The organism is uncultured Pelagimonas sp., assembly GCF_947498515.1.
Lineage (GTDB): Bacteria > Pseudomonadota > Alphaproteobacteria > Rhodobacterales > Rhodobacteraceae > Pelagimonas.
In genome coordinates this window covers 158,988-177,385 of record NZ_CANMKO010000009.1, presented here as the reverse complement: position 1 = coordinate 177,385, position 18,398 = coordinate 158,988, and the positions used below count along the sequence as shown (strand labels likewise).

The window sequence follows — 18,398 nt, the reverse complement described above, 5'->3', positions numbered from 1 at the left end:
TTCCGTTCACGGAATTTGCAAATTTCATCGATGAAATTTGGGGCGCAGGCCTTTAGGGTCGCACCCCAGTTCGTACAGGGTGACAAGGGCCGCTCTGGGCGCTAGAAGGCGCGCAAACAGGACCTTTTGTTCAAGGAATGCATCATGACGACCCTGGTATTTGGCCATAAATCCCCCGACACCGATAGCACCGGCAGCCCGATCATCTGGGCGTGGTACATGAACGAAGTCAAAGGCGGCTCCGCCGAAGCGGTATTGTTGGGTGAGCCCAACACCGAAGCGGCCTGGATGCTGACCCGTTGGGACCTGCCCAAGCCACGCATCATCTCCGATATTGAAGACGGCCAGACCTGTGTGATTGTTGACACCAACAACCCCGCCGAGCTGCCTGCCAACATCAACGGTGCCGACGTTCAGGCCATCATTGACCATCACAAGCTGGTCGGTGGTCTGGAAACCAAAGGCCCCATCGACATCACCATCCGTCCGCTCGCCTGTACCGCCACCATCATGTATGACCTGATGGGCAACGATGTTGCCAAGATGCCCGATTACATCAAAGGCGCGGCGCTGACCTGTATCCTCTCGGACACGCTTGAATTCCGCTCGCCGACCACAACCGACCGCGATCGCGAAGTCGTCGCTGCTCTTGCCGCTGATCTGGGCATCAATGTCACCGAATACGCCGCCGAAATGTTCGCCGCGAAATCCGACGTCTCGGCCTTTTCCGACGCCGAACTGATCCGCATGGACAGCAAGGAATACGAAGTCGACGGTGTGAAATTCCGCGTTTCCGTTCTGGAAACCACTGCGCCTGAGATCCCCTTGGACCGCAAGGCGTCGATCATGGAAACCTATGCCTCCGTTCAGGCGGAAGATGGCGTTGATCAGGTGTTGTTGTTTGTTGTCGACATTCTGAAAGAAGAAGCCACCCTTTTGGTTCCTAACGACGTGATCAAAGGCGTTGCGGAAAAGAGCTTTGGCGCGACTGTTGACGGGGACGCCGTTGTCCTTCCCGGCATCATGAGCCGCAAAAAGCAGATCATTCCGAACCTCAAAGTCTGATCTCAGATCAATTGAGACGGGGGCCAGCCCCCCGGAGTTTATCAAACAAGATCAAGAAGGGGCGGCAGGAATGTCGCCTCTTTTTCTATTAGATAGGGCTTTGGAAAGGCACCGCTGTGCCAAGCTCCACCCCACCGGGCGAAAGCTTGCAATCAAAACAAAGGGTTTCAACCCCGCTTGCTGTCGCCTTGGCAAAGGCGACGGCATATTTCGTGTCTATGTCCGCCGCGAGCGTCATCGACGTGCAATCGGTGCGTTGGATCAGATAGAGCATCACCGCCCGCCCACCAGAATGCGCAACCTCGGCCAGCTCACCCAGATGTTTGGTGCCTCGTGCTGTGACACTATCGGGGAATTCAGCCAATCCGGACTGGCGCGATAGGGTCACGGATTTGACCTCGACATAGCAATCCGCTTTGCCACCGCCACTTAGCAGGAAATCGATCCGGCTGTTTTCGCCGTATTTGACTTCGGGACGGACCAGATCGTAGCCCGTCAACCCCGGCACCTGTCCGGCCATCAACGCCGCCTTGAGCATTTTATTGGGCACACCGGTATCAACTCCGGTGAAATGCCCGCCGGGATGTTCGACCAGCCGCCAGCCGAATTTCAACTTGCGCTTGGGGTCGTCATTGGGTTCGAGCCAGATCCGCAACCCTTCGTCCTTGAGCCCCAGCATCGAGCCGGGATTGGCCACATGGGCGGTGATCTCGCGCCCATCCTCAAGCCGACAATCGGCAAGAAAGCGTTTGTAGCGGCGGATCAGCGTGGCGGGGATCAGGGGCGTGTCAAACTTCATGCCCCAGCAATAGCCCGCGCCCCGGTATAAGAAAAGCATATGAAAAGCCGCGCTTGCAGCCACGCCCATGCCCGCTATCTTGACCACAAGCACGAAGGAGACATCCCATGACCAATCCCAGCGCCGCCATGCTTGTCATCGGGGATGAAATCCTCTCGGGGCGGACCCGCGATGCCAATATGTACTATCTTGCCGGTGAGTTCACCAAACATGGCATTGACCTCAAAGAAGTGCGGGTGGTCTCCGATGATCCGGATGCCATTGTCGACGCGATCACCGCGTTGCGCACCGCCCATGATCTTGTGGTGACATCGGGCGGCATTGGCCCCACCCACGACGACATCACTGCCGATTGTGTCGCCAAGGCCTTTGGCGTCCCCATCGATATTCGCGATGATGCGCGCGCGCTTTTGCAGGCCCATTATGACCGTCAGGGCACCGAGCTTAACGCCGCGCGCTTGCGCATGGCGCGCATTCCCGACGGGGCGTGTTTGATCGACAATCCGGTCTCAATCGCACCGGGCTTTAGCATCGAAAACGTTCATGTCATGGCCGGTGTCCCGGCGGTGTTTCAGGCCATGGTGGCTAGCCTTCTACCCAACCTGACCGGCGGTGCCCCATTGCTCAGCCAATCCTTGCGCATTTACCGGGGCGAGGGCGAAATCGCCGAACCGCTTGGCAAACTGGCCGCAGAATACCCCGTTCTGTCCATCGGCTCCTATCCGTTTCAAAAGGATGGCATTTACGGGGCCAACATTGTGATCCGTGGTGCCGATGGGGACCAAGTGGACAAGGCCATGTCGGCTTTGGCGGCACTTTTCCCGCAGGACTGAACAATCCTCCGCGTCAAACCGGCCAAAGCGCATCGCGATCATGGACAGTGGTGCCGCGCCGCGCCATAAACAGGGCGTGACGACATATTCGAATTTGGACATGCCCACCGCTGAGCGCCTTTTTGCTGCGGTTGATGGCACATGGCCCGCCGCCGCACTGGTTGAGGCAGGCCCTTGGTTGCTGCGCGAAGGGCGCGGCGGAGGAAAACGGGTGTCGGCAGCGACCATTCGCGGCCCGTGGCTCCCCGATGATGTGGCCGCCGCCGAAAGCGCCATGCGTTTGATGGGGCAAGACCCGCTTTTCATGATCCGCAAAGGCGATGATCTGCTTGATCAAACCCTTTTGGCGCGCGACTATGATGCGGTTGATCCCACCAATATTCGCCTTGCCCCAATCGACACGCTGACCGACCGCGCGCTTCCTCCGGTGACGGCTTTTTCCGTTTGGGAACCACTGGCCGTTATGCACGAGATTTGGGACGAAGGCGGGTTGGACCCGGCGCGCCTAAACGTGATGGAACGTTGCGCCGCCCCGAAAACCGGGTTGTTTGGCCGGGTAAGCGACCGCCCCGCCGGATCGGGTTTTTGCGCCATTCATGATGGGATCGCGCTTGTTCATGCCTTGGAAATCCGCGAGGAACATCGCGGCAAGGGGCTTGGCGCGTGGATGATGCGCTGCGCCGCCATCTGGGCCGAACGCAAGGGTGCGCGTTGGATTGGCGCGCTAGTGACCCAAGCCAATGATCATGCCAACGGGCTATATGCGTCGCTGAACCTGAATACCGTTGGTCAATATCACTACCGCATCCTCAGAGATGCCGAAAGCGAGGACATGTGACCCAAGATTTGCCCACCGCCCTGAACCTGCCGATGGCCGATCCTCTTCCGGCGGACACCCAGAAGTATTTCGACATTTGTCAGGACAAGCTGGGCATGGTGCCCAATGTCTTGCGCGCCTATGCCTTTGACATCGACAAACTCAACGCTTTTACCACGCTGTATAACGATCTGATGCTGGCCGATAGCGGGCTAAGCAAGCTTGAGCGCGAGCTGATTGCCGTGGTCGTTTCCTCGATCAACAAATGCTTTTACTGCCTGACCGCCCATGGTGCGGCGGTGCGTGAGTTGTCCGGCGACCCTATGCTTGGCGAAATGATGGTGATGAACTGGCGGGTGGCTGACCTATCGGAGCGCCAGTTCGCCATGCTGACCTTTGCCGAAAAGATGACCAAAGCCAGCGCCGAGATCATGGAACAAGATCGCCAAGCGCTCCGCGACGCCGGATTTACCGATCGCGATATCTGGGACATCGCCAATGTGGCGGGTTTCTTCAACATGACAAACCGAGTAGCAAGTGCCACTGATATGCGCCCCAATGATGACTATCACGCGCAATCTCGCTAAGGCGGCGGTTTGTGCGCTGTGGGCCTGCCCGCTTGCGGCGCAAGATTTGGCCCTCCCCAAGGGGGCCAAGCTGACCCGCGAGGTGTCACAGCGCAATGGGGCCTATGCGCTTCCTATTGGTCCGTGGACCGAAGAAGGCGGCTTGCCAACGCGCCGGATCGAGGGGGCCGTTTCGGTTCAGGCTTGGCGCATTGACGCAACCGGTCTCACCTCGCTGCAATTGCTAACCCCCTTGCGAGATCAGTTGCAGGCCGGGGGTTTTGACGTTGAATTTGACTGTATCGCGGATGCCTGCGGCGGGTTTGATTTTCGCTTTCAAACCTTTGTGCTTCCGGGTCCGGATATGTTTGTCAGCCTGACGGACTACCACTTTGTCGCCGCCACCGGCCCCAAAGGCGAGGCGATTTCGCTTTTGGCAAGCAAGGACAAGACGGCGGGTTTTGTGCAAATCATCCGCGCTGGCGATGCACGCGGCACCGTGCAGGCCACCGCCAAAGCGATCACGCCAAGCGTTGTCACCAATAGCGATATTGCCAGTCAATTGGAGCGAGACGGCCATGCCATTCTGGCCGATCTGGTTTTTCGAACCGGGTCGTCGTCTTTGGGGGATGGTCCGGCGGCCTCGCTTGATGCGATTGCCGATTACCTGAAAACCAACCCGACCCGCCGCATTCTCTTTGTCGGTCACACCGATGCAGTTGGTTCGCTTGAGGGCAACCAAGCATTGTCGCGCAAACGCGCCTCGGCTGCGGTGACCTATCTGCGCAACCGCCACAACATCCCAGCCGATCAAATCGGCGCGAATGGCGTTGGGTATTTGTCCCCTGTTGCCAGTAACCTCACCCCCGAAGGCCGCGAAGCCAATCGTCGGATCGAAGCGGTTCTGATCTCCACCGAATAGGGCTAATATCGGTCTTCGTTCGGGACCAGTTTTTCCATCAATAGGGTGATCTGTTGCTGTTCCTCCGGCGAGAGCGGCGACAAAACCCGCGCATTCACCCGGCGCACAATATCATGCAGTTTAGGGGCCAAAGCTTGCCCCTTTGGTGTCGCGACAATTTCATGGGCGCGCCGAGATGTCGGATGGGGTCGGCGCTCAAGCAAACCATCTTTGACCAGATAATCAAGGCTGCGGCTGATCGAATAAGCCGGTCGGCTGAACCGGCGGGCAATGTCGGCTTGCGTCACGGGTCCAAGCTCGCTCACCATCATGATCAGCGGAAATTTCGCCATGGTCAGCCCGAGTTCTTCCAACTCCACCGCCATCTGCCGGTCTAGGTCTGCCACCAATCTCTGGGCCATCCAGCCAAAGCTAGACAACCGAACGGCGCGCGTTTCGTCTTGCAAAGTCATGGCCACCTCCTATTTAGCGCACAACATACGTGCAACATTTGCATTTGCAACAGTTGCCAGTGCAATCTATACCTCAATTAGACAGATTGGAGACCCTCATGACTCGTTATCACCCGCTACTTGTTGCCCTGCATTGGATCCTCGCCCTTATGGTTATTGTCGGACTGGTCATGGGCGGCCGCGTTTTGGCCCAAACCGCCAACACTGACCCTGCCAAATTGTTTTCCCTAAGAATGCACATGTCATTGGGCATGGTGATTGGGGTTTTGACGCTCATCCGCCTTGGCACCAGGTTGTTCACGACCAAGCCACCCCATGCCGATATCGGCAACGCCACGCTCAACAAATTAGGACAGGCCGCGCATTGGGGGCTTTATGCCTTGGTGTTTGGCATGGTTGCGTCCGGCATTGGCATTTCCCTGATGGCTGGCCTGCCTGACATCGTGTTTGGCGGATCTGGTGCGCCACTGCCCGCTGATTTCTCGGCCTTCCCGCCCCGTGCCGCACATGGCCTGCTGGCGACCTTGTTAGGACTCACCATCCTTGGCCATGTTGGCGCCGCGCTTTATCACCAATTTGTGCGCCGCGACGGGCTGTTGTCCCGGATGTGGTTTGACAAGCGTTCCGGGGGCGGAAATGCGTAAAACCCTCGATTTTGTTAACGAAATCGCCGGCATCATGTATGTCGGCGGCATCCTTAGCCACATCGTTATTGGCGCTGTTCTCGGCTCACCTGATGGGCAAACCGCGCTCAATGTTTATACCTACAAAGAGCTTAGCGCCTATATCCTCATCTTGCCCGGATTGGCGCTCAAACTGGCCTGCGACCTGACACTGTTCTACGGCTACGGAGTTCGCGATCACTGGATGAAGATCAAATTGGGGGCTCAGGTCCTTTTGGCCATCAACGCCTTTGTCTTTTTGGTGCCGATGATGCCGGAACTGCGCGCCATGGCCGCCGCCGCCGCTGCAAGCGCGCCGTTACCGCAAGCGTTTCATGACCTCGAAGCCACCGAAGCGCTGATTGGGCAAACAAACGTATTGCCGCTTTTGACCGAACTGATCATTGGGGCCTTCAAGCCCAAACTCTTTGGGGAGCGTCGGATGTAAATCATCAGGCTTAAGTCATCGGGTCTAAATCATTAGACACTAGTTACTTGACCCGAACCCAACGGTCCAAAAACGGAAAAACCCGGACCAAATGGCCCGGGCAAAAGGTGGCCCGATCCAACGGGCTATGGAAGAAGGTTAAAGGGTCCGATCACCAGGCGTTCGGGCCTTTTTCCGCAAAGGCATGCACCAGGTAATCGATAAAGGCGCGCACTTTGGGCTGGGTAAAGCGGCCGGGTGGGTAGACCGCGTAGATGCCTTGGGTTTCCTGCGGCAGATCGGGGATCGCATCCTCGACCAACCCTTGCTCCATGGCTTCGTGATACAAATAAGACGGCAGGTAGGCGATGCCGAGACCGGCAACACAAGCATTCAAGAGCGACTGCCCGTCATTCACCGTCAACCAACCGGCGGTGCGCACTTGGCGTTTTTCACCCGATGGCGCGGTCAGCTTCCAAACATTGCCCGAAGACTGGTTCGAATAATGTAAAAGCTTGTGTTCGTTAAGATCGTCAATGCGCTGCGGACGGCCATATTGCTCAAAATACTTGGGCGAGGCGATCATGCGCTTGCTTGTTTCGGTTAGCTTGCGGGCCCGCAGGGTGCTGTCTTCAAGCTCCCCAATGCGGATCGCCATGTCAAACCCTTCCGAGATTAGCTCAACATAGCGGTTGTTGAGCACCATATTCACCGTAATATCGGGGAATTCGGCAAGGAAATCGCCCAATTGCGGGCTCAGGTGGTTCACACCAAAATCGGTGGCCACCGAAATGCGCAACAAGCCAGACGGCGCGCTTTGCATCGATGTGACAAGGGCATCCGCCTCACCTGCATCGTTCAAAACCCGACGCGCCCGGTCATAATAAGCAAGACCAATTTCGGTCGGGCTTACCCGGCGTGTGGTGCGGTTCAAAAGCCGTGCGCCAAGGCGCGCTTCTAGTGATGACACGTGTTTCGAGACAGCGGATTTTGAAATCCCCATCTTCTTGGCGGCATCGGTAAAGCCACCCTGATCCACCACTGTGGCGAACGCTTCCATTTCCGTCAGGCGATCCATGCTCGGGTCCCTCTTCATCTAATTCTTGTGATGAGTTTTGCCGGGACAATCAGGCAGGACTGGGGCAGGCCCGCGACAATATCGGGGTTTTATTGGTCTCTGTTTTTGTTCTGGAAACGGGCAAACCCCTATGCCATCCAACCGAACGTCTGATAAACAGAGCTTGAAATCAGGAATAATCAGCCATGCCCAACACCGTTTACATCGCCACAAGCCTTGATGGCTATATCACTGATCGCAACGGCGGGCTTGAGTGGCTAAGCCGCGTGCCCAACCCGGATGGCGATGATTTGGGTTTTGCCGATTTCATGACGCAGATTGATGCGGTGGTGATGGGGCGCACCACCTTTGAAGCGGTTCAGGGCTTCGGCATCGGCTGGCCCTATCCCAAACCGGGGATTGTCCTTAGCCGCACCCTAAGCGACGTGCCCAAGGGGTTTGAGGATCACGTCACCCTGATGCGCGGCAAACCCGCTGACATCGTGGAAAAGGCCGACGCGCTTGGCCACAAGAACCTCTATATAGATGGCGGAGCCACAATCCGCCGGTTTCTGGATGCCGATCTGATCGACGAGATGATCCTCACCGAAATCCCAATCTTGCTTGGCGGCGGCACCCGTCTATTTGATCTCTTGGATCACGAATTGGCCTTTGAGCTCGACAATGTCCAAATCCTGCTTCGGCAAATGGTCAAACGCCACTATCGACGTGATCGCAGCTAGTCACCAATAATTCGTCAGTTGGGCCATGGCCGAATAGATCAAATTGGCGGTTCCTTCTGGGGCCACGTGACCCTGTTCGGCTTTGACCCGAGTACGTAGTAACTCCGGCCCGTATTCTCGGCTATTGTTGTACCAAATGACATCAGTTGTTTTGACACCCTGATGGTCGTGCGATGACTGAAACCCACGCAGTGCCCTGCCCCTGAAACCCGAATTGTCGGTTCCAAGGCAACGCCCGCCCTCTTGCACAAGCGATGAACAAAACCGTTTCCGCTCCGCCATGTAATCGGCTTCCCAATGCCAGAGCCGGTCGTTTGATAGAAACGGCAGAGCCTCCAACACGACCTCAACCATCCCATCACATGTCGTGCAGATCATCACCATCTGGCGATCCGAAAAGGTCACGTCCCAATGGCCGGTTGCCTCGATCCACTCCAGCGCCTGACCATTGCGCAGCCGCTCCATCCGGTCATCCGCCGCCACCACCGCCGCCGCACTGCACCAAAACAACACCACCAGAACCAAACCGCGCATGCACCTACCCCACCAACATCACAACCGCGATCCATAATGGCAGGGTCAGCGCCGCCAGCAAGGTGCTTTGCGCGATCAATGTCGCCACCAACCGGCGATCCGCGCCAAACCCGGCCGCCAAAACATGCGCCGCCGACGCCGTTGGCAACGCCGCAAATACAACCAACACGCCCATAAGGCTGGCCTCAACCGACAAAGCGGCACAGGCCGCAAAGGTCAGCGCCGGAAGGGCAATCAACTTCACACCACATAATATCGCGCTGAACCGATCCAGCCGCGCCAAAGCGCGCCAATCCATCGTTGCCCCGATAGAAATCAACGCCACCGGGATTGCCGCCGCCGACAACATCTCAACCGGGGCCAAAACCGGGGCCGGGATTTTCAGCCCCGACAGGCCGACCAAAACCCCCGAGACCGAGGCCAATAAAAACGGGTTCACCGCGATCTTTTTCAACGTCGCGCCCAACCCCAAACTGCCGCCGCGCGACAGGGCCGTCACCGCCATCAAATTCGCCATCGGGATCGCCATGCCCACGGCGACCGCCAAAATCCCCAAATCGGCCCCCGGCAAAACCGCCACGGCGATAAACCCCATGGCCGTGTTGAACCGCCACGCGGTTTGCCAGCCGCCGGCGAAATCCAAGAACCGCTCGGGCCCATAGCGGCGCGCCAAATAGCCAAGCGCCATGCCCGCCGCTAAGATCGCCCAGACCGCTGGGGCGATGCGAAACACATCCGCCACGGCAATGGGTCGCCCCGAGGCCGCAACAAAGATCAGCGCCGGAAACAGGATTTCAAAGTTCAGCTTGTCCAACCCCTGCCAAGCATTCTCGCTTAGCCGATTGCGCAGCAAACCACCAAGGATAACCATCAAAAACGACGGCAGCAGGCCAAGTAGGATTGTGGTGAAAATCATCGTGGCCCCATTTCAGAAATGACCTGCGCAAAACCGACCCGGCCAAGAGGCCGCGCACGTAGCCCGTTCTGAAAACACCAAAGCCCGGTCACACGCAAGCCCGCAAAATTGACGCTAGGGAAACAAAAGAGTCATGCTACGCTCACCTTATTCGATTCCATCAAACTGGAGCCAAACATGTTTTTTCGAACTGCGCTTGTTGCCACCTCATTGATGCTCTCTTCGCCGCTTTGGGCCGAGGGTGGCGAAACCCCGGCGCCCGACGGGGCCTATGTCTATTTCGCCAATATGTCCGATGGTGACACGGTGACCAATCCGGTGATTGTGATCTTTGGTCTCTCGGGGATGGGCGTTGCGCCCGCTGGTGTCGAACAAGAAAACACCGGTCACCACCATCTTTTGATTGATCGCCCGCCGCTTGGCATGGGCGAAGATGGCAAAGAGGAAATGATGATGGGCCTGCCCTCGGATGACCATCACCGCCATTTCGGCGGCGGGCAAACCGAGGTCACGCTTGATCTCTCTCCCGGCATGCACACCTTGCAATTGGTTATGGGCGACGCCGGACATGTGCCCCATAGCACGCCCATCGTGTCCGAGGTCATCACCATCACCGTAGAGTAAACCCAAAAGGCCCCGGCGCAAACCGGGGCCCTTCATTATGAAGCGAGCTGTTCCACCGGCTTGTGCTTACCCAAGACCACCGGCACCAAATATTCGGCGTTTTCTTCGCAAAACACGTGTTTTTGTATCTTCTGGAACGCCTCCATATAGGCGGCATAGCTGGTTAGGTTGACCGTATCGGGTGCGGGCAACAGAGCGCCCAAAAACCCGGAAAACCCGCGCACGCTAATCTCCATCTGCGCATCGCTCATGCCAAGTTGGGCTTCGGCGGCGATATTGGGGATCGAGACATTGGCCTCGGCGCTGAACTTAGACGCATCCACCTGCAACCGCACCGCGACGCCATGCTCAACCGCCACGCCATTGCTATCCGTCTTGACGAAAAACACCTTGGCTTCTTGAACCACGCCAACCTTTTTGCCCTCGGCCTCGGCTTTGAACAGCGAGGAAAAGAAACTGACATTGCCCTTCACGTCACGGGTAAAGGCGGTGCAGCTGATCAAATGGCGGTTAAGTGTTTTCGGATCAATTGGCACCGGCGCATCGGCCAAATCGAAATCATCGCCGACGGTGCTGCGTACGCCACCTTGAAGGGACAACATCAACCCATCCACTTCCGGCAAAATCATCGGATCGCGGGTGCGTGGATCGCCGTCCAAATAGGGCTGATAGGCCGATGGAACCGATTCCGGTTTTGTCTTCTCGGCTTGGGTTTTTGTCGAGGCTTTTGCCATGGCGATGTCCTTTCATAGGGTGTCGCGCGCTCCGCCATAAGTATAGCAAAAGCGCGCGACTTCGCCCATGGGGGTTTACCTGTCCCTGGGCGGGTCCTTAGGCGGGGTTTGGCCAGTGCTCGGAGGCCCAACCACCGGAGTGACTGGCGGAGTGACTGGCGCAACAGGCCGCGTCGGGCCAAACATCCGCGTCATCAAACCGGGGCCTTTTTCCTTTTCGGGGCCAAACCAATCCTCATTTCGGGTGGCAAACATCGTCAACGCAATCGCACAGAACGCAAAGGTCGATCCGGCCAACAAAGCGTAATCCGCGCTATCCAGAATCAGGTATAGCACCGCATAGACCACAACCAATACCGCGCCCAAAACCAAGGCCCGCCGCCCCAGTTTCAGCGCCATAAACCCAAACATCGTCAACAAGGCGATCACCGCCCCCGCAGACACTGCATAGGCCGCGGCAAAGCCGATCTGTTCCGCATAGGCCACCATCAATAGCACAAAGACCGATTGGGTCAGGCCGACCAATATGTATTGCACCGCATGGACGGGTTTGCCCGCGCCGCGTTCGATCAACAGGATCGTCAGGAATGTCAGTGCGATAAACAAGATGCCATAGTTGGCGGCGCGATAGGCCTTTTGGTAGAAATCATTCGGCTCGATCAAACGCACCCCAAAGCCCGACACCTGCCGCGCCGAGGCGGCCACGTCTTCGCGCCCCGCCTGCGGCAAAGGGCGCGCCAGATGTGGGATTGTCCAATTCGCGGTAAAGCCACTTTCGCTCACCTCATGGCCATCGGGCAAAAACGCACCGCTAAACGATGGGTGTGGCCAATCGCTTGTCATGCTGATCTGACTGGTTAGCCCAACCGGCGTCACCATAAGGCTTTGCGCCCCGTTTAGGCCCAGCGCCAGATTGTATTCGCCACGCCCGCGCGGGTCGCCCGTGGTGGCCGTAAACCCGTGCCGTCCGGCCATTGGCGCCATAGGTAAGGACTCTCCATCCGCCAACATCTCGGCCTTGCCGCGCAACGCTTTGTTGTTAGAAACCTCGACCTCGATCCGCGCCTTGTCCCACAACAGGGTCTCATTGCTGGCAAGCAACGGCTCGGCCGCGCTTGTGTCGAAATCAAACGCCATGCCCACCTGTGCCGTATAAACCGGGACCTGAAAAATCCCGCGCGCCCGCATCTGGGTTTGGGTTGCCAAATCGGCATCAAACTTGCGCGGCAACAAAAAGACGCTTGGCCCGGATTTGATCACCGTTTCCTCATAGCGCACCTTAAGCTCTTCGCCGGTGTCCGGGTGGGTCATCACCAACCCGGTGTCGGGGTCAATCTTGGGGCGTGATTTCAACGTTGTGACCTCGCGCTCTACCGGGATAACCAAAAACGGTCCCGATAGGGTCTGTTGCCCGCCCCATTCCATACCGACATTGCGAATGGTGTCTTGGGAATAGAATTTGCGTGAATTGATCACTTCGGCTGCGAAAAACAGCGGGATGAACATCAATAAAACAAGAATGCCGACAATAATGAACCGGCGACCGGGGGATTTGAGCATCACTCTCTCCTACTTTTTAATTCCGCCCCGGTTGTGACACGCGGGCGGCAAAGACCTTGCGCATAAGATGTGCAGATTTTGCGCAGGCGCGAGGGGTAAAAATACCAGCCCGGCATGTTTCCGCCTTGCACGCGTTTTGGACAAACAAGCCTGCGTCGCAATTCTGTTACATTGCCCGTGCTAGCAAATAACCAGACATGAAGCAGTTTCGATTGAACAGGATTGATAAGAGGCGCGGGTGGAACAAACCCTTGTCGTCGGATCATCCCCGCAAACGCTTTGCGTCTAACCTTCCACAACAACACAAAGGACTTAGCGATGCTAAGCTTCAGCTGGGACACTGGTTCGGATTTCGATCCTATCCAATGGGCCTTCGTCATTGCCATATTCGCCTTCTCGATCTATCGGGATCGCGTCCGGCGCAAAACACTACGCCAAGACGCCGACGGCACCTACGTCTGGGTCGAATGGCACGGCGGCGAGCGGCGCTCAGACACCGACCCCTCTGACCCCGGAGGCGAATGGGACAATGATGGAGACGGCGACGGAGGCGATTAATCGGCCTCTTTTTTTTGCCCTATCGCAAAGTTTGACCACCGCGGTGGGACGGCGTTGTCAAAATGTGGGCGGGCAAACCGTCAGGCGCGGCAAACCCCGTGCAGCGGGTTTTGAAGGCGATTAAACTGCTGTGACTGCACAGAAAACACAACTGCAACGGTGAGAGGATCGCGCGGCCCGCAACCAGTTGCATTCCTTGCTATGCAATTATAAATTGCCCCCATGACTTTCGATCACACCACGTCCGCCGGGTATCTCGTTAACCATATGGCCCGGCTGTTCTTTGAAGAACTGCGCGCAGAAATTGACCCCTTGGGTATCGTGCCCGGGCAATTTCCGGCGCTTCTGGCCCTGTGGCAACAAGACGGGCAAACGCAACGGGAATTGGTCGAAAAACTCGACGTCGAACAGGCAACCATGGCCAACACACTTAACCGGATGGAGCGGGACGGGTTGATCGAACGCAAGGATCATCCAACGGACCGGCGGGCAAAAACCATCTGCCTGACTCAAAAGGCCCGCGCGGTTCGGGACCAAGCCTACACAGCGGCTTCGATGGTCAATGACAAAGCTTTGGTCGCCTTGTCACCAGAAGAGCGCACGCAGTTCGTGAACTTCATGCAACGCACAATTGAGGCTTTGCAAAAAGACTAAATCGTCGCTGTGTCATCCGAGCTTTTGGACTGGCGCTTGATTTTCCGAACACATCTGCACGGGAAAAGCCCCCGATCCTTTGGAACAGGGGCCTCACATCTGCGGATCACTTGAAGTCTTTCGTTAGTAACCGGTGAAGGTTTCAACGACGATCCGATCATTGGCGATTCCGGCCCCCGCAAGCATCTCTTTGGTCCCCGAGACCATCCCAGCAGGGCCAACGCAGTAGTAAACCGGGGCCTTGGGATCAGGCAGGTACCGGGCCAACATCTTGAGATCAACAAGGCCAGTTTCGCCGTTCCATGCCGAAGTGCCCGCCTCAAGCCCGGTCATGGTTGCGACCAATTGGAAATTTGGATTGGCCGCTGCCAGGGTTTCCAATTCAGCAAGGAACGCCGCGGCGGACGGATCACGGTTGGAATAGAATAGCTTCATGTTGCGGGCTGAGTTGGTCTGTGCCGCGTGGCGGATCATCGACAGAAAGGGCGTTATCCCGATGCCACCGGCAATAAAGACCACCGGGCCGGCCGCGTCCTCATGCAAGGTGAAATTGCCACTGGGACCGGCGATCTTCAATTCGGCCCCCTCGGGCAGGTCTTTTAGACCCCGTTTGAAGGCACTGTCGGTCATACGGGTTGCCACGGTCAGCTGCGCTTCGTGCGGTGCACTGACGATCGAAAGCACACGAGAACCTCCATTGTTCGGCAGAGTCATCCGAATCCATTGACCGGGCTTATGATCAAACCCCTCAGGTTTGGTCATGTGAAAGGCCATTGTGCCCTCGGCAACCGTTTCACGACCGGTCAGTTTGACACCGTCCTGTGATGTGCCTTTGCCACTTAGGCGGATGCCGTCACGCATATTCAAACCCATCAAAGTCAGGTTCACGGCACCGGCAACAAGCTCAACCCCCTGCAGCAGATAGAACAGACCGTCAAACGTCCCGGCCGAAGCGCGGGCTTCCAGCAAAAAGGCCATGGGCACCAAGATCAACAGGCCATTGGCCGCGATGATCGGCATCCGTTTCATTTTTGCTGAGACCAAGGCATCACGTCGGCCTTTGCCAAGCGACGCGCCCGATGCTCCGACAATGGCCATCGCCGGGATCAGGATAAACATCCCCTTTAGGATCATCCCCTTCACCATGGCGATGGTCTCATAGGACCCAAAAACCTCGGATATGATGGTCGAGGTCCAGAAGGTGAGAATTGTCAGAAGGCCAAGTGCTCCTGCGATTGCATGGACACGGGTTTTCATGGCTGTCTCCAAAGTGATTCCATTTACATTGCAAGCTATATACATTTACATAGCACGCAATGCAAATGCTGAGTGCTTCATTCGAATGATCCCAACCAAGATCGTGTGGTGGCTTTGATCAAACTACACCGTGGCGTTGGCCCAATGGCACTTGTCTGGAATGCGCCGGACCTTCGGTTTGTGCAAAACGACAACCTGTGCCCCCCAACAACCGTTTGTGCGCGATGGCCTGAACGACTACATCTTTCAAAAAACAGGACACAGGAGAGAACGATGAGCAAAGCTATCCTTGTCGCGTTGATCGCAATGACCTTGGGGGCCACCTTGGACCCAAAACCGGCAATGGCGGCCTCGCTCGGAGCTTATGAGGTCTTTGGCGTCGAGAACGACGATATGTTGAAAATGCGGGCTGGCCCTGGGACGGGTTACAAAGTCATCCTTGGCCTTCCGAACGGCACCGTCTTGCGGGTCCACAGCTGCCAACAAACCGGTAGCACGCGTTGGTGTCGTGTATCCTTAAAGGGCGCCAGAGGGCTAAAAGGACATGTCTCTTGGGCTTACCTGCGCAAAATGTAACGCGGTGCCAGACATGCGCGACCATGACAAAGCGGCCAACCCAACGGCATAAGCCGCCAAGGGTGTCTCTGCCCTTCGAACGATTCAACCCCCAATCACTTTGACCGAAACGGCACCATTGGCGCTTGGTCGGCATGGCCTCGTTTACGCTTTAGCGCGCCAATTGGGCTTTCATTTTGGCGCGCGGGAAACAGGTGGCTGCTTGGCCGTTGGCCTCTTGCCAGCGTCCAATTGATCGGCGGGTTTTGTAGCCGGGAAGGCCATCGGCCCCGCCCACATCATGTCCACGCGCTTCAAGACCCCGTTGCATCGCGGCGATGTCCGAGCGCAGCATCTTGTCGATCTTACCCCAAGACGCGCTAAAATCGCCCATACCGTATTGGATACGATCCCCGACATGGCCCACGAAAAGCGCATAGAGATCGCTGGTGTTGTAGTCTTTCAGCACGTAGAAATTGGGCGTGACAACAAAGGCCGGGCCGTGACGACCGGCAGGCATTAGCAAGAAACCATCGCGGCGTAACTCGCTGTCTGGAAACGGTTTTCCAGATGTGCGGCGCACCCCCATCTTGGCCCAATCCCGGAATTTGCGGCCCTGATCCGGCCCTTCGAGCGCGCATGAGACCGTCGCGGGAACCGTGACTTCGAACCCCCAATCGCGACCCTTTTGCCAACCATGGCGTTTGAGGTAATTGGCAATCGAGGCGATGGTATCGGCTTCGGAGCCCCAAATATCGGCGCGTCCGTCGCCACTCCCATCGGCGGCATATTTGAGGAAACTGGAGGGCATGAATTGCGGCTGACCAAGGGCCCCCGCCCAGCTGCTTTTCATGTTTTGACCGCGAATATGCCCGGCCTGCACGATTTGCAGCGCCGCGATGAGTTCGCCGGTGAAATAGGGTTTGCGGGTGCTCATAAACCCTTTGGTTGCAAGGACTTCAAAGGTGTTGTGGCGTATCGGCACCTTGCCATACCCGCTTTCACGCCCCCAAATGCCGAGAATAATCCGCCCCGGCACCCCGGTTTTGCGTTCCGCCGCCGCCAAGGATTTGGCGTGGACCTTGGCCATTTGGCGTCCACCACGGGTAGCCCCATCAATAGATTGGCGGCGGAAATAGCGCGATGGCGCGCCAAATTCAGCCTGCGATTGCTGACGCGGTACGGATTTTGCGCCCGGCGGCACAAGGCCGGGCAATTTCCAATTCAAGGACACACCAGACAAAGACGCCTCGTAGACGGCGCGCGACACGCCCTTTTTGCGCGCAGCGGGCCAAATGGTTTGTTGCAGCCAAGTTTGGAATTGCCGCTCAACGGCCTTGCGATCCTGGGCCGAAGACATGGCCGGGACGACGGTCAGGCAGAGGACAAGAATGAGAAAACGCATCACCAATGAGGCTCCAAAACAGGGGATTTTTCCCCATTGTGAACAGGTTGGCCAGTTTTGCCAGAGGTTTTAAGGAGTAGGGCAACGCGGTGGCGGGGATTGGCCGGTTTTGGACAGCTGTGCGGTGATACATGCAGAATTGCATGGGCCCTCTGCCAAATGCGGCAATTTCAATACCCACGCAGGGCGCCTAACTATGCCCCAGTCAGATTTGAACACAGCGCATAGGACAACCCGATGGAACACGCACAGTTTTGGGACAAGATCGCCCGCAAATACGCCAATGACCCAATTGGCAACATGCCCGCCTATGAGGCGACGCTGGCGCGGGTGCGCGAGTTGATCACGCCCGACATGTCGGTGCTGGAGATCGGGTGTGGTACCGGGACAACCGCGCTCAAACTCGCCGATGCGGCGGGGCACTATACGGGCACGGATATTTCGAGCGAAATGATCAAAATCGCCAACGAAAAGCGTGTCGGGGATGGCGTCGAGAACTTAACCTTTGACGTGGCCGACGCCGGGCGTGCGCCGGGCCACTATGATGCAGTTCTGGCTTTCAACCTGATCCATCTGGTCGCCGATCCCGAGGCGACGCTGGCCCATGTGCATAGCCAATTGCCCGAAGGCGGACTGTTCATTTCCAAGACCCCCTGTTTGGGCAATAAGCCATGGTTCATCCCATTGATCGCGTTAATGCAGCTGGTCGGCAAAGCGCCCAAACCGGTTCATTCCTTGCGACCAAACCGATTGAAAGCGATGTTGGAAGACGCCGGGTTCGACGTAGAAGAGATGATGTTCTTTCCCAAGCAGAACATCAGCCGCTTTATCGTCGCGCGTAAGCGGTCAGGGTAGCGGGGGCTTCCCCTGCGCTCTGACCGGCTTTGCGCAATTCATGAAAGACAATCTCCAAGAACATATGGAAGTTGAGTTCCGCATCGGAGGGGATTGATGATTGGTCCTGACTGACCTCAGAAAACGCATGTTTCATGGCGATTTCACAGGCGGTAAAATGGCGATCCACAAGGTGAAACTTGCCATGTGAGGCGGCAAAGCTGGTCGCGAGATCGGCGATGCCGGTGCCGGTCGAAGCGGATTTGACCAAATCCATCATAAACCGTTCCATCATATGGGTTTTGGCAATTGGATAGCGGTCAAAATGCGGCTGCAGCTCGGGCGTCTGCTCAAGCAGTTTGCCATAAAAGGCATCCCGAAACTGGCCCTTTTTCTGAAACACTTTCGGGAAGTGTTCCAAAAG

General features: G+C 57.0%; 23 protein-coding genes. 13 read left to right on the top strand and 10 right to left on the bottom strand.

Annotation, left to right across the window (positions count from 1 at the left end; all coding sequences use genetic code 11):
• Window positions 1-144 precede the first annotated feature (144 nt).
• The gene (locus Q1A43_RS17550; RefSeq protein WP_299937303.1) at window positions 145-1,065 is read left to right on the top strand and encodes a manganese-dependent inorganic pyrophosphatase; all 921 of its coding nucleotides are present in this window, start codon (window positions 145-147) and stop codon (window positions 1,063-1,065) included.
• 88 nt (window positions 1,066-1,153) lie between these two features.
• Here Q1A43_RS17550 and sfsA read toward each other — a convergent pair whose 3' ends face one another.
• Window positions 1,154-1,864 (bottom strand): DNA/RNA nuclease SfsA, encoded by a 711-nt coding sequence (gene sfsA / locus Q1A43_RS17545; RefSeq protein WP_299937300.1) that lies wholly within the window; start codon window positions 1,862-1,864, stop codon window positions 1,154-1,156.
• Between the two features lie 107 nt (window positions 1,865-1,971).
• On the opposite strand from sfsA, the gene Q1A43_RS17540 reads away from it, so the two are divergent.
• From Q1A43_RS17540 to Q1A43_RS17525, 4 genes are read left to right on the top strand one after another with little or no spacing between them, the layout of a single operon-like run.
• Window positions 1,972-2,697, top strand: coding sequence for a molybdopterin-binding protein (locus Q1A43_RS17540; protein WP_299937297.1), 726 nt, complete (start codon window positions 1,972-1,974; stop codon window positions 2,695-2,697).
• A gap of 40 nt (window positions 2,698-2,737) precedes the next feature.
• Complete coding sequence (locus Q1A43_RS17535) at window positions 2,738-3,535, top strand: GNAT family N-acetyltransferase (RefSeq protein WP_366944274.1); 798 nt, start codon at window positions 2,738-2,740, stop codon at window positions 3,533-3,535.
• Complete coding sequence (locus tag Q1A43_RS17530; RefSeq protein ID WP_299923152.1) at window positions 3,532-4,101, top strand: peroxidase-related enzyme; 570 nt, start codon at window positions 3,532-3,534, stop codon at window positions 4,099-4,101. Before Q1A43_RS17535 ends, Q1A43_RS17530 begins: the two co-directional genes overlap by 4 nt.
• Entirely contained in the window at window positions 4,073-5,002 is a 930-nt protein-coding gene (locus Q1A43_RS17525; RefSeq protein ID WP_299937295.1) for an OmpA family protein, read from the top strand. Before Q1A43_RS17530 ends, Q1A43_RS17525 begins: the two co-directional genes overlap by 29 nt.
• A 2-nt stretch (window positions 5,003-5,004) precedes the next feature.
• Here Q1A43_RS17525 and Q1A43_RS17520 read toward each other — a convergent pair whose 3' ends face one another.
• Window positions 5,005-5,454 (bottom strand): MarR family transcriptional regulator, encoded by a 450-nt coding sequence (locus tag Q1A43_RS17520; RefSeq protein WP_299937293.1) that lies wholly within the window; start codon window positions 5,452-5,454, stop codon window positions 5,005-5,007.
• 98 nt (window positions 5,455-5,552) lie between these two features.
• On the opposite strand from Q1A43_RS17520, the gene Q1A43_RS17515 reads away from it, so the two are divergent.
• Together Q1A43_RS17515 and Q1A43_RS17510 are read left to right on the top strand one after the other, a co-directional pair.
• Entirely contained in the window at window positions 5,553-6,098 is a 546-nt protein-coding gene (locus tag Q1A43_RS17515) for a cytochrome b/b6 domain-containing protein (RefSeq protein WP_299923146.1), read from the top strand.
• Window positions 6,091-6,564, top strand: a complete 474-nt coding sequence (locus tag Q1A43_RS17510) for an enoyl-CoA hydratase (protein ID WP_299937291.1) — start codon at window positions 6,091-6,093, stop codon at window positions 6,562-6,564. The genes Q1A43_RS17515 and Q1A43_RS17510 overlap by 8 nt, the downstream gene beginning before the upstream one ends.
• A 151-nt stretch (window positions 6,565-6,715) precedes the next feature.
• Here Q1A43_RS17510 and Q1A43_RS17505 read toward each other — a convergent pair whose 3' ends face one another.
• A complete protein-coding gene (locus Q1A43_RS17505) occupies window positions 6,716-7,621 on the bottom strand; it encodes a LysR family transcriptional regulator (RefSeq protein ID WP_299923144.1) in 906 nt (301 codons plus the stop codon).
• Between the two features lie 185 nt (window positions 7,622-7,806).
• Here Q1A43_RS17505 and Q1A43_RS17500 point away from each other — a divergent pair, with 185 nt between their 5' ends.
• A complete protein-coding gene (locus Q1A43_RS17500; protein ID WP_299937288.1) occupies window positions 7,807-8,343 on the top strand; it encodes a dihydrofolate reductase family protein in 537 nt (178 codons plus the stop codon).
• Here the strand turns inward: Q1A43_RS17500 and Q1A43_RS17495 are convergent, their stop codons facing one another.
• Both Q1A43_RS17495 and Q1A43_RS17490 read right to left on the bottom strand, forming a co-directional pair.
• Window positions 8,344-8,877 carry a hypothetical protein gene (locus Q1A43_RS17495; protein ID WP_299937286.1) on the bottom strand — a complete coding sequence of 178 codons (534 nt, stop codon included), beginning with the start codon at window positions 8,875-8,877 and terminating at the stop codon, window positions 8,344-8,346. It lies immediately after the preceding gene.
• 4 nt (window positions 8,878-8,881) lie between these two features.
• Window positions 8,882-9,793: an AEC family transporter gene (locus Q1A43_RS17490; RefSeq protein ID WP_299937284.1), complete on the bottom strand. Its 912-nt coding sequence runs from the start codon at window positions 9,791-9,793 to the stop codon at window positions 8,882-8,884.
• 177 nt (window positions 9,794-9,970) lie between these two features.
• Here Q1A43_RS17490 and Q1A43_RS17485 point away from each other — a divergent pair, with 177 nt between their 5' ends.
• Window positions 9,971-10,417, top strand: a complete 447-nt coding sequence (locus tag Q1A43_RS17485; protein WP_299923139.1) for a DUF4399 domain-containing protein — start codon at window positions 9,971-9,973, stop codon at window positions 10,415-10,417.
• A gap of 35 nt (window positions 10,418-10,452) precedes the next feature.
• On the opposite strand, the gene Q1A43_RS17480 is transcribed toward Q1A43_RS17485, so the two are convergent.
• Window positions 10,453-11,151 (bottom strand): hypothetical protein, encoded by a 699-nt coding sequence (locus Q1A43_RS17480; protein WP_299923136.1) that lies wholly within the window; start codon window positions 11,149-11,151, stop codon window positions 10,453-10,455.
• A 75-nt stretch (window positions 11,152-11,226) separates the two neighbouring features.
• Entirely contained in the window at window positions 11,227-12,711 is a 1,485-nt protein-coding gene (gene creD / locus Q1A43_RS17475; protein ID WP_299937282.1) for a cell envelope integrity protein CreD, read from the bottom strand.
• 318 nt (window positions 12,712-13,029) lie between these two features.
• Here creD and Q1A43_RS17470 point away from each other — a divergent pair, with 318 nt between their 5' ends.
• Both Q1A43_RS17470 and Q1A43_RS17465 read left to right on the top strand, forming a co-directional pair.
• A complete protein-coding gene (locus tag Q1A43_RS17470; RefSeq protein WP_299923132.1) occupies window positions 13,030-13,269 on the top strand; it encodes a hypothetical protein in 240 nt (79 codons plus the stop codon).
• A gap of 222 nt (window positions 13,270-13,491) precedes the next feature.
• The gene (locus Q1A43_RS17465) at window positions 13,492-13,923 is read left to right on the top strand and encodes a MarR family transcriptional regulator (protein WP_299923130.1); all 432 of its coding nucleotides are present in this window, start codon (window positions 13,492-13,494) and stop codon (window positions 13,921-13,923) included.
• A gap of 123 nt (window positions 13,924-14,046) precedes the next feature.
• Here Q1A43_RS17465 and Q1A43_RS17460 read toward each other — a convergent pair whose 3' ends face one another.
• Window positions 14,047-15,180 carry a ferredoxin--NADP reductase gene (locus tag Q1A43_RS17460; protein ID WP_299937279.1) on the bottom strand — a complete coding sequence of 378 codons (1,134 nt, stop codon included), beginning with the start codon at window positions 15,178-15,180 and terminating at the stop codon, window positions 14,047-14,049.
• A 273-nt stretch (window positions 15,181-15,453) separates the two neighbouring features.
• On the opposite strand from Q1A43_RS17460, the gene Q1A43_RS17455 reads away from it, so the two are divergent.
• Window positions 15,454-15,756: an SH3 domain-containing protein gene (locus Q1A43_RS17455; protein WP_299937276.1), complete on the top strand. Its 303-nt coding sequence runs from the start codon at window positions 15,454-15,456 to the stop codon at window positions 15,754-15,756.
• A gap of 151 nt (window positions 15,757-15,907) precedes the next feature.
• Here Q1A43_RS17455 and Q1A43_RS17450 read toward each other — a convergent pair whose 3' ends face one another.
• The gene (locus Q1A43_RS17450; RefSeq protein WP_299923125.1) at window positions 15,908-17,140 is read right to left on the bottom strand and encodes a lytic murein transglycosylase; all 1,233 of its coding nucleotides are present in this window, start codon (window positions 17,138-17,140) and stop codon (window positions 15,908-15,910) included.
• Window positions 17,141-17,377: 237 nt separating this feature from the next.
• Between Q1A43_RS17450 and Q1A43_RS17445 the strand changes: the two genes are divergently transcribed.
• Window positions 17,378-17,995 (top strand): class I SAM-dependent methyltransferase, encoded by a 618-nt coding sequence (locus Q1A43_RS17445; protein WP_299937273.1) that lies wholly within the window; start codon window positions 17,378-17,380, stop codon window positions 17,993-17,995.
• Here Q1A43_RS17445 and Q1A43_RS17440 read toward each other — a convergent pair.
• Window positions 17,967-18,377, bottom strand: a complete 411-nt coding sequence (locus Q1A43_RS17440; RefSeq protein WP_299937272.1) for a hypothetical protein — start codon at window positions 18,375-18,377, stop codon at window positions 17,967-17,969. The genes Q1A43_RS17445 and Q1A43_RS17440 overlap by 29 nt on opposite strands.
• Between the last annotated feature and the right edge of the window lie 21 nt (window positions 18,378-18,398).

Bases quoted from the DNA above. Each gene is read 5' to 3' on its own strand.
- Q1A43_RS17550 (WP_299937303.1), top strand. From the start codon at position 145: ATGACGACCCTGGTATTTGGCCATAAATCCCCCGACACCGATAGCACC.
- sfsA (WP_299937300.1), bottom strand. From the start codon at position 1,864: ATGAAGTTTGACACGCCCCTGATCCCCGCCACGCTGATCCGCCGCTAC.
- Q1A43_RS17540 (WP_299937297.1), top strand. From the start codon at position 1,972: ATGACCAATCCCAGCGCCGCCATGCTTGTCATCGGGGATGAAATCCTC.
- Q1A43_RS17535 (WP_366944274.1), top strand. From the start codon at position 2,738: ATGGACAGTGGTGCCGCGCCGCGCCATAAACAGGGCGTGACGACATAT.
- Q1A43_RS17525 (WP_299937295.1), top strand. From the start codon at position 4,073: ATGATGACTATCACGCGCAATCTCGCTAAGGCGGCGGTTTGTGCGCTG.
- Q1A43_RS17520 (WP_299937293.1), bottom strand. From the start codon at position 5,454: ATGACTTTGCAAGACGAAACGCGCGCCGTTCGGTTGTCTAGCTTTGGC.
- Q1A43_RS17515 (WP_299923146.1), top strand. From the start codon at position 5,553: ATGACTCGTTATCACCCGCTACTTGTTGCCCTGCATTGGATCCTCGCC.
- Q1A43_RS17510 (WP_299937291.1), top strand. From the start codon at position 6,091: ATGCGTAAAACCCTCGATTTTGTTAACGAAATCGCCGGCATCATGTAT.
- Q1A43_RS17505 (WP_299923144.1), bottom strand. From the start codon at position 7,621: ATGGATCGCCTGACGGAAATGGAAGCGTTCGCCACAGTGGTGGATCAG.
- Q1A43_RS17500 (WP_299937288.1), top strand. From the start codon at position 7,807: ATGCCCAACACCGTTTACATCGCCACAAGCCTTGATGGCTATATCACT.
- Q1A43_RS17495 (WP_299937286.1), bottom strand. From the start codon at position 8,877: ATGCGCGGTTTGGTTCTGGTGGTGTTGTTTTGGTGCAGTGCGGCGGCG.
- Q1A43_RS17490 (WP_299937284.1), bottom strand. From the start codon at position 9,793: ATGATTTTCACCACAATCCTACTTGGCCTGCTGCCGTCGTTTTTGATG.
- Q1A43_RS17485 (WP_299923139.1), top strand. From the start codon at position 9,971: ATGTTTTTTCGAACTGCGCTTGTTGCCACCTCATTGATGCTCTCTTCG.
- Q1A43_RS17480 (WP_299923136.1), bottom strand. From the start codon at position 11,151: ATGGCAAAAGCCTCGACAAAAACCCAAGCCGAGAAGACAAAACCGGAA.
- creD (WP_299937282.1), bottom strand. From the start codon at position 12,711: ATGCTCAAATCCCCCGGTCGCCGGTTCATTATTGTCGGCATTCTTGTT.
- Q1A43_RS17470 (WP_299923132.1), top strand. From the start codon at position 13,030: ATGCTAAGCTTCAGCTGGGACACTGGTTCGGATTTCGATCCTATCCAA.
- Q1A43_RS17465 (WP_299923130.1), top strand. From the start codon at position 13,492: ATGACTTTCGATCACACCACGTCCGCCGGGTATCTCGTTAACCATATG.
- Q1A43_RS17460 (WP_299937279.1), bottom strand. From the start codon at position 15,180: ATGAAAACCCGTGTCCATGCAATCGCAGGAGCACTTGGCCTTCTGACA.
- Q1A43_RS17455 (WP_299937276.1), top strand. From the start codon at position 15,454: ATGAGCAAAGCTATCCTTGTCGCGTTGATCGCAATGACCTTGGGGGCC.
- Q1A43_RS17450 (WP_299923125.1), bottom strand. From the start codon at position 17,140: ATGCGTTTTCTCATTCTTGTCCTCTGCCTGACCGTCGTCCCGGCCATG.
- Q1A43_RS17445 (WP_299937273.1), top strand. From the start codon at position 17,378: ATGGAACACGCACAGTTTTGGGACAAGATCGCCCGCAAATACGCCAAT.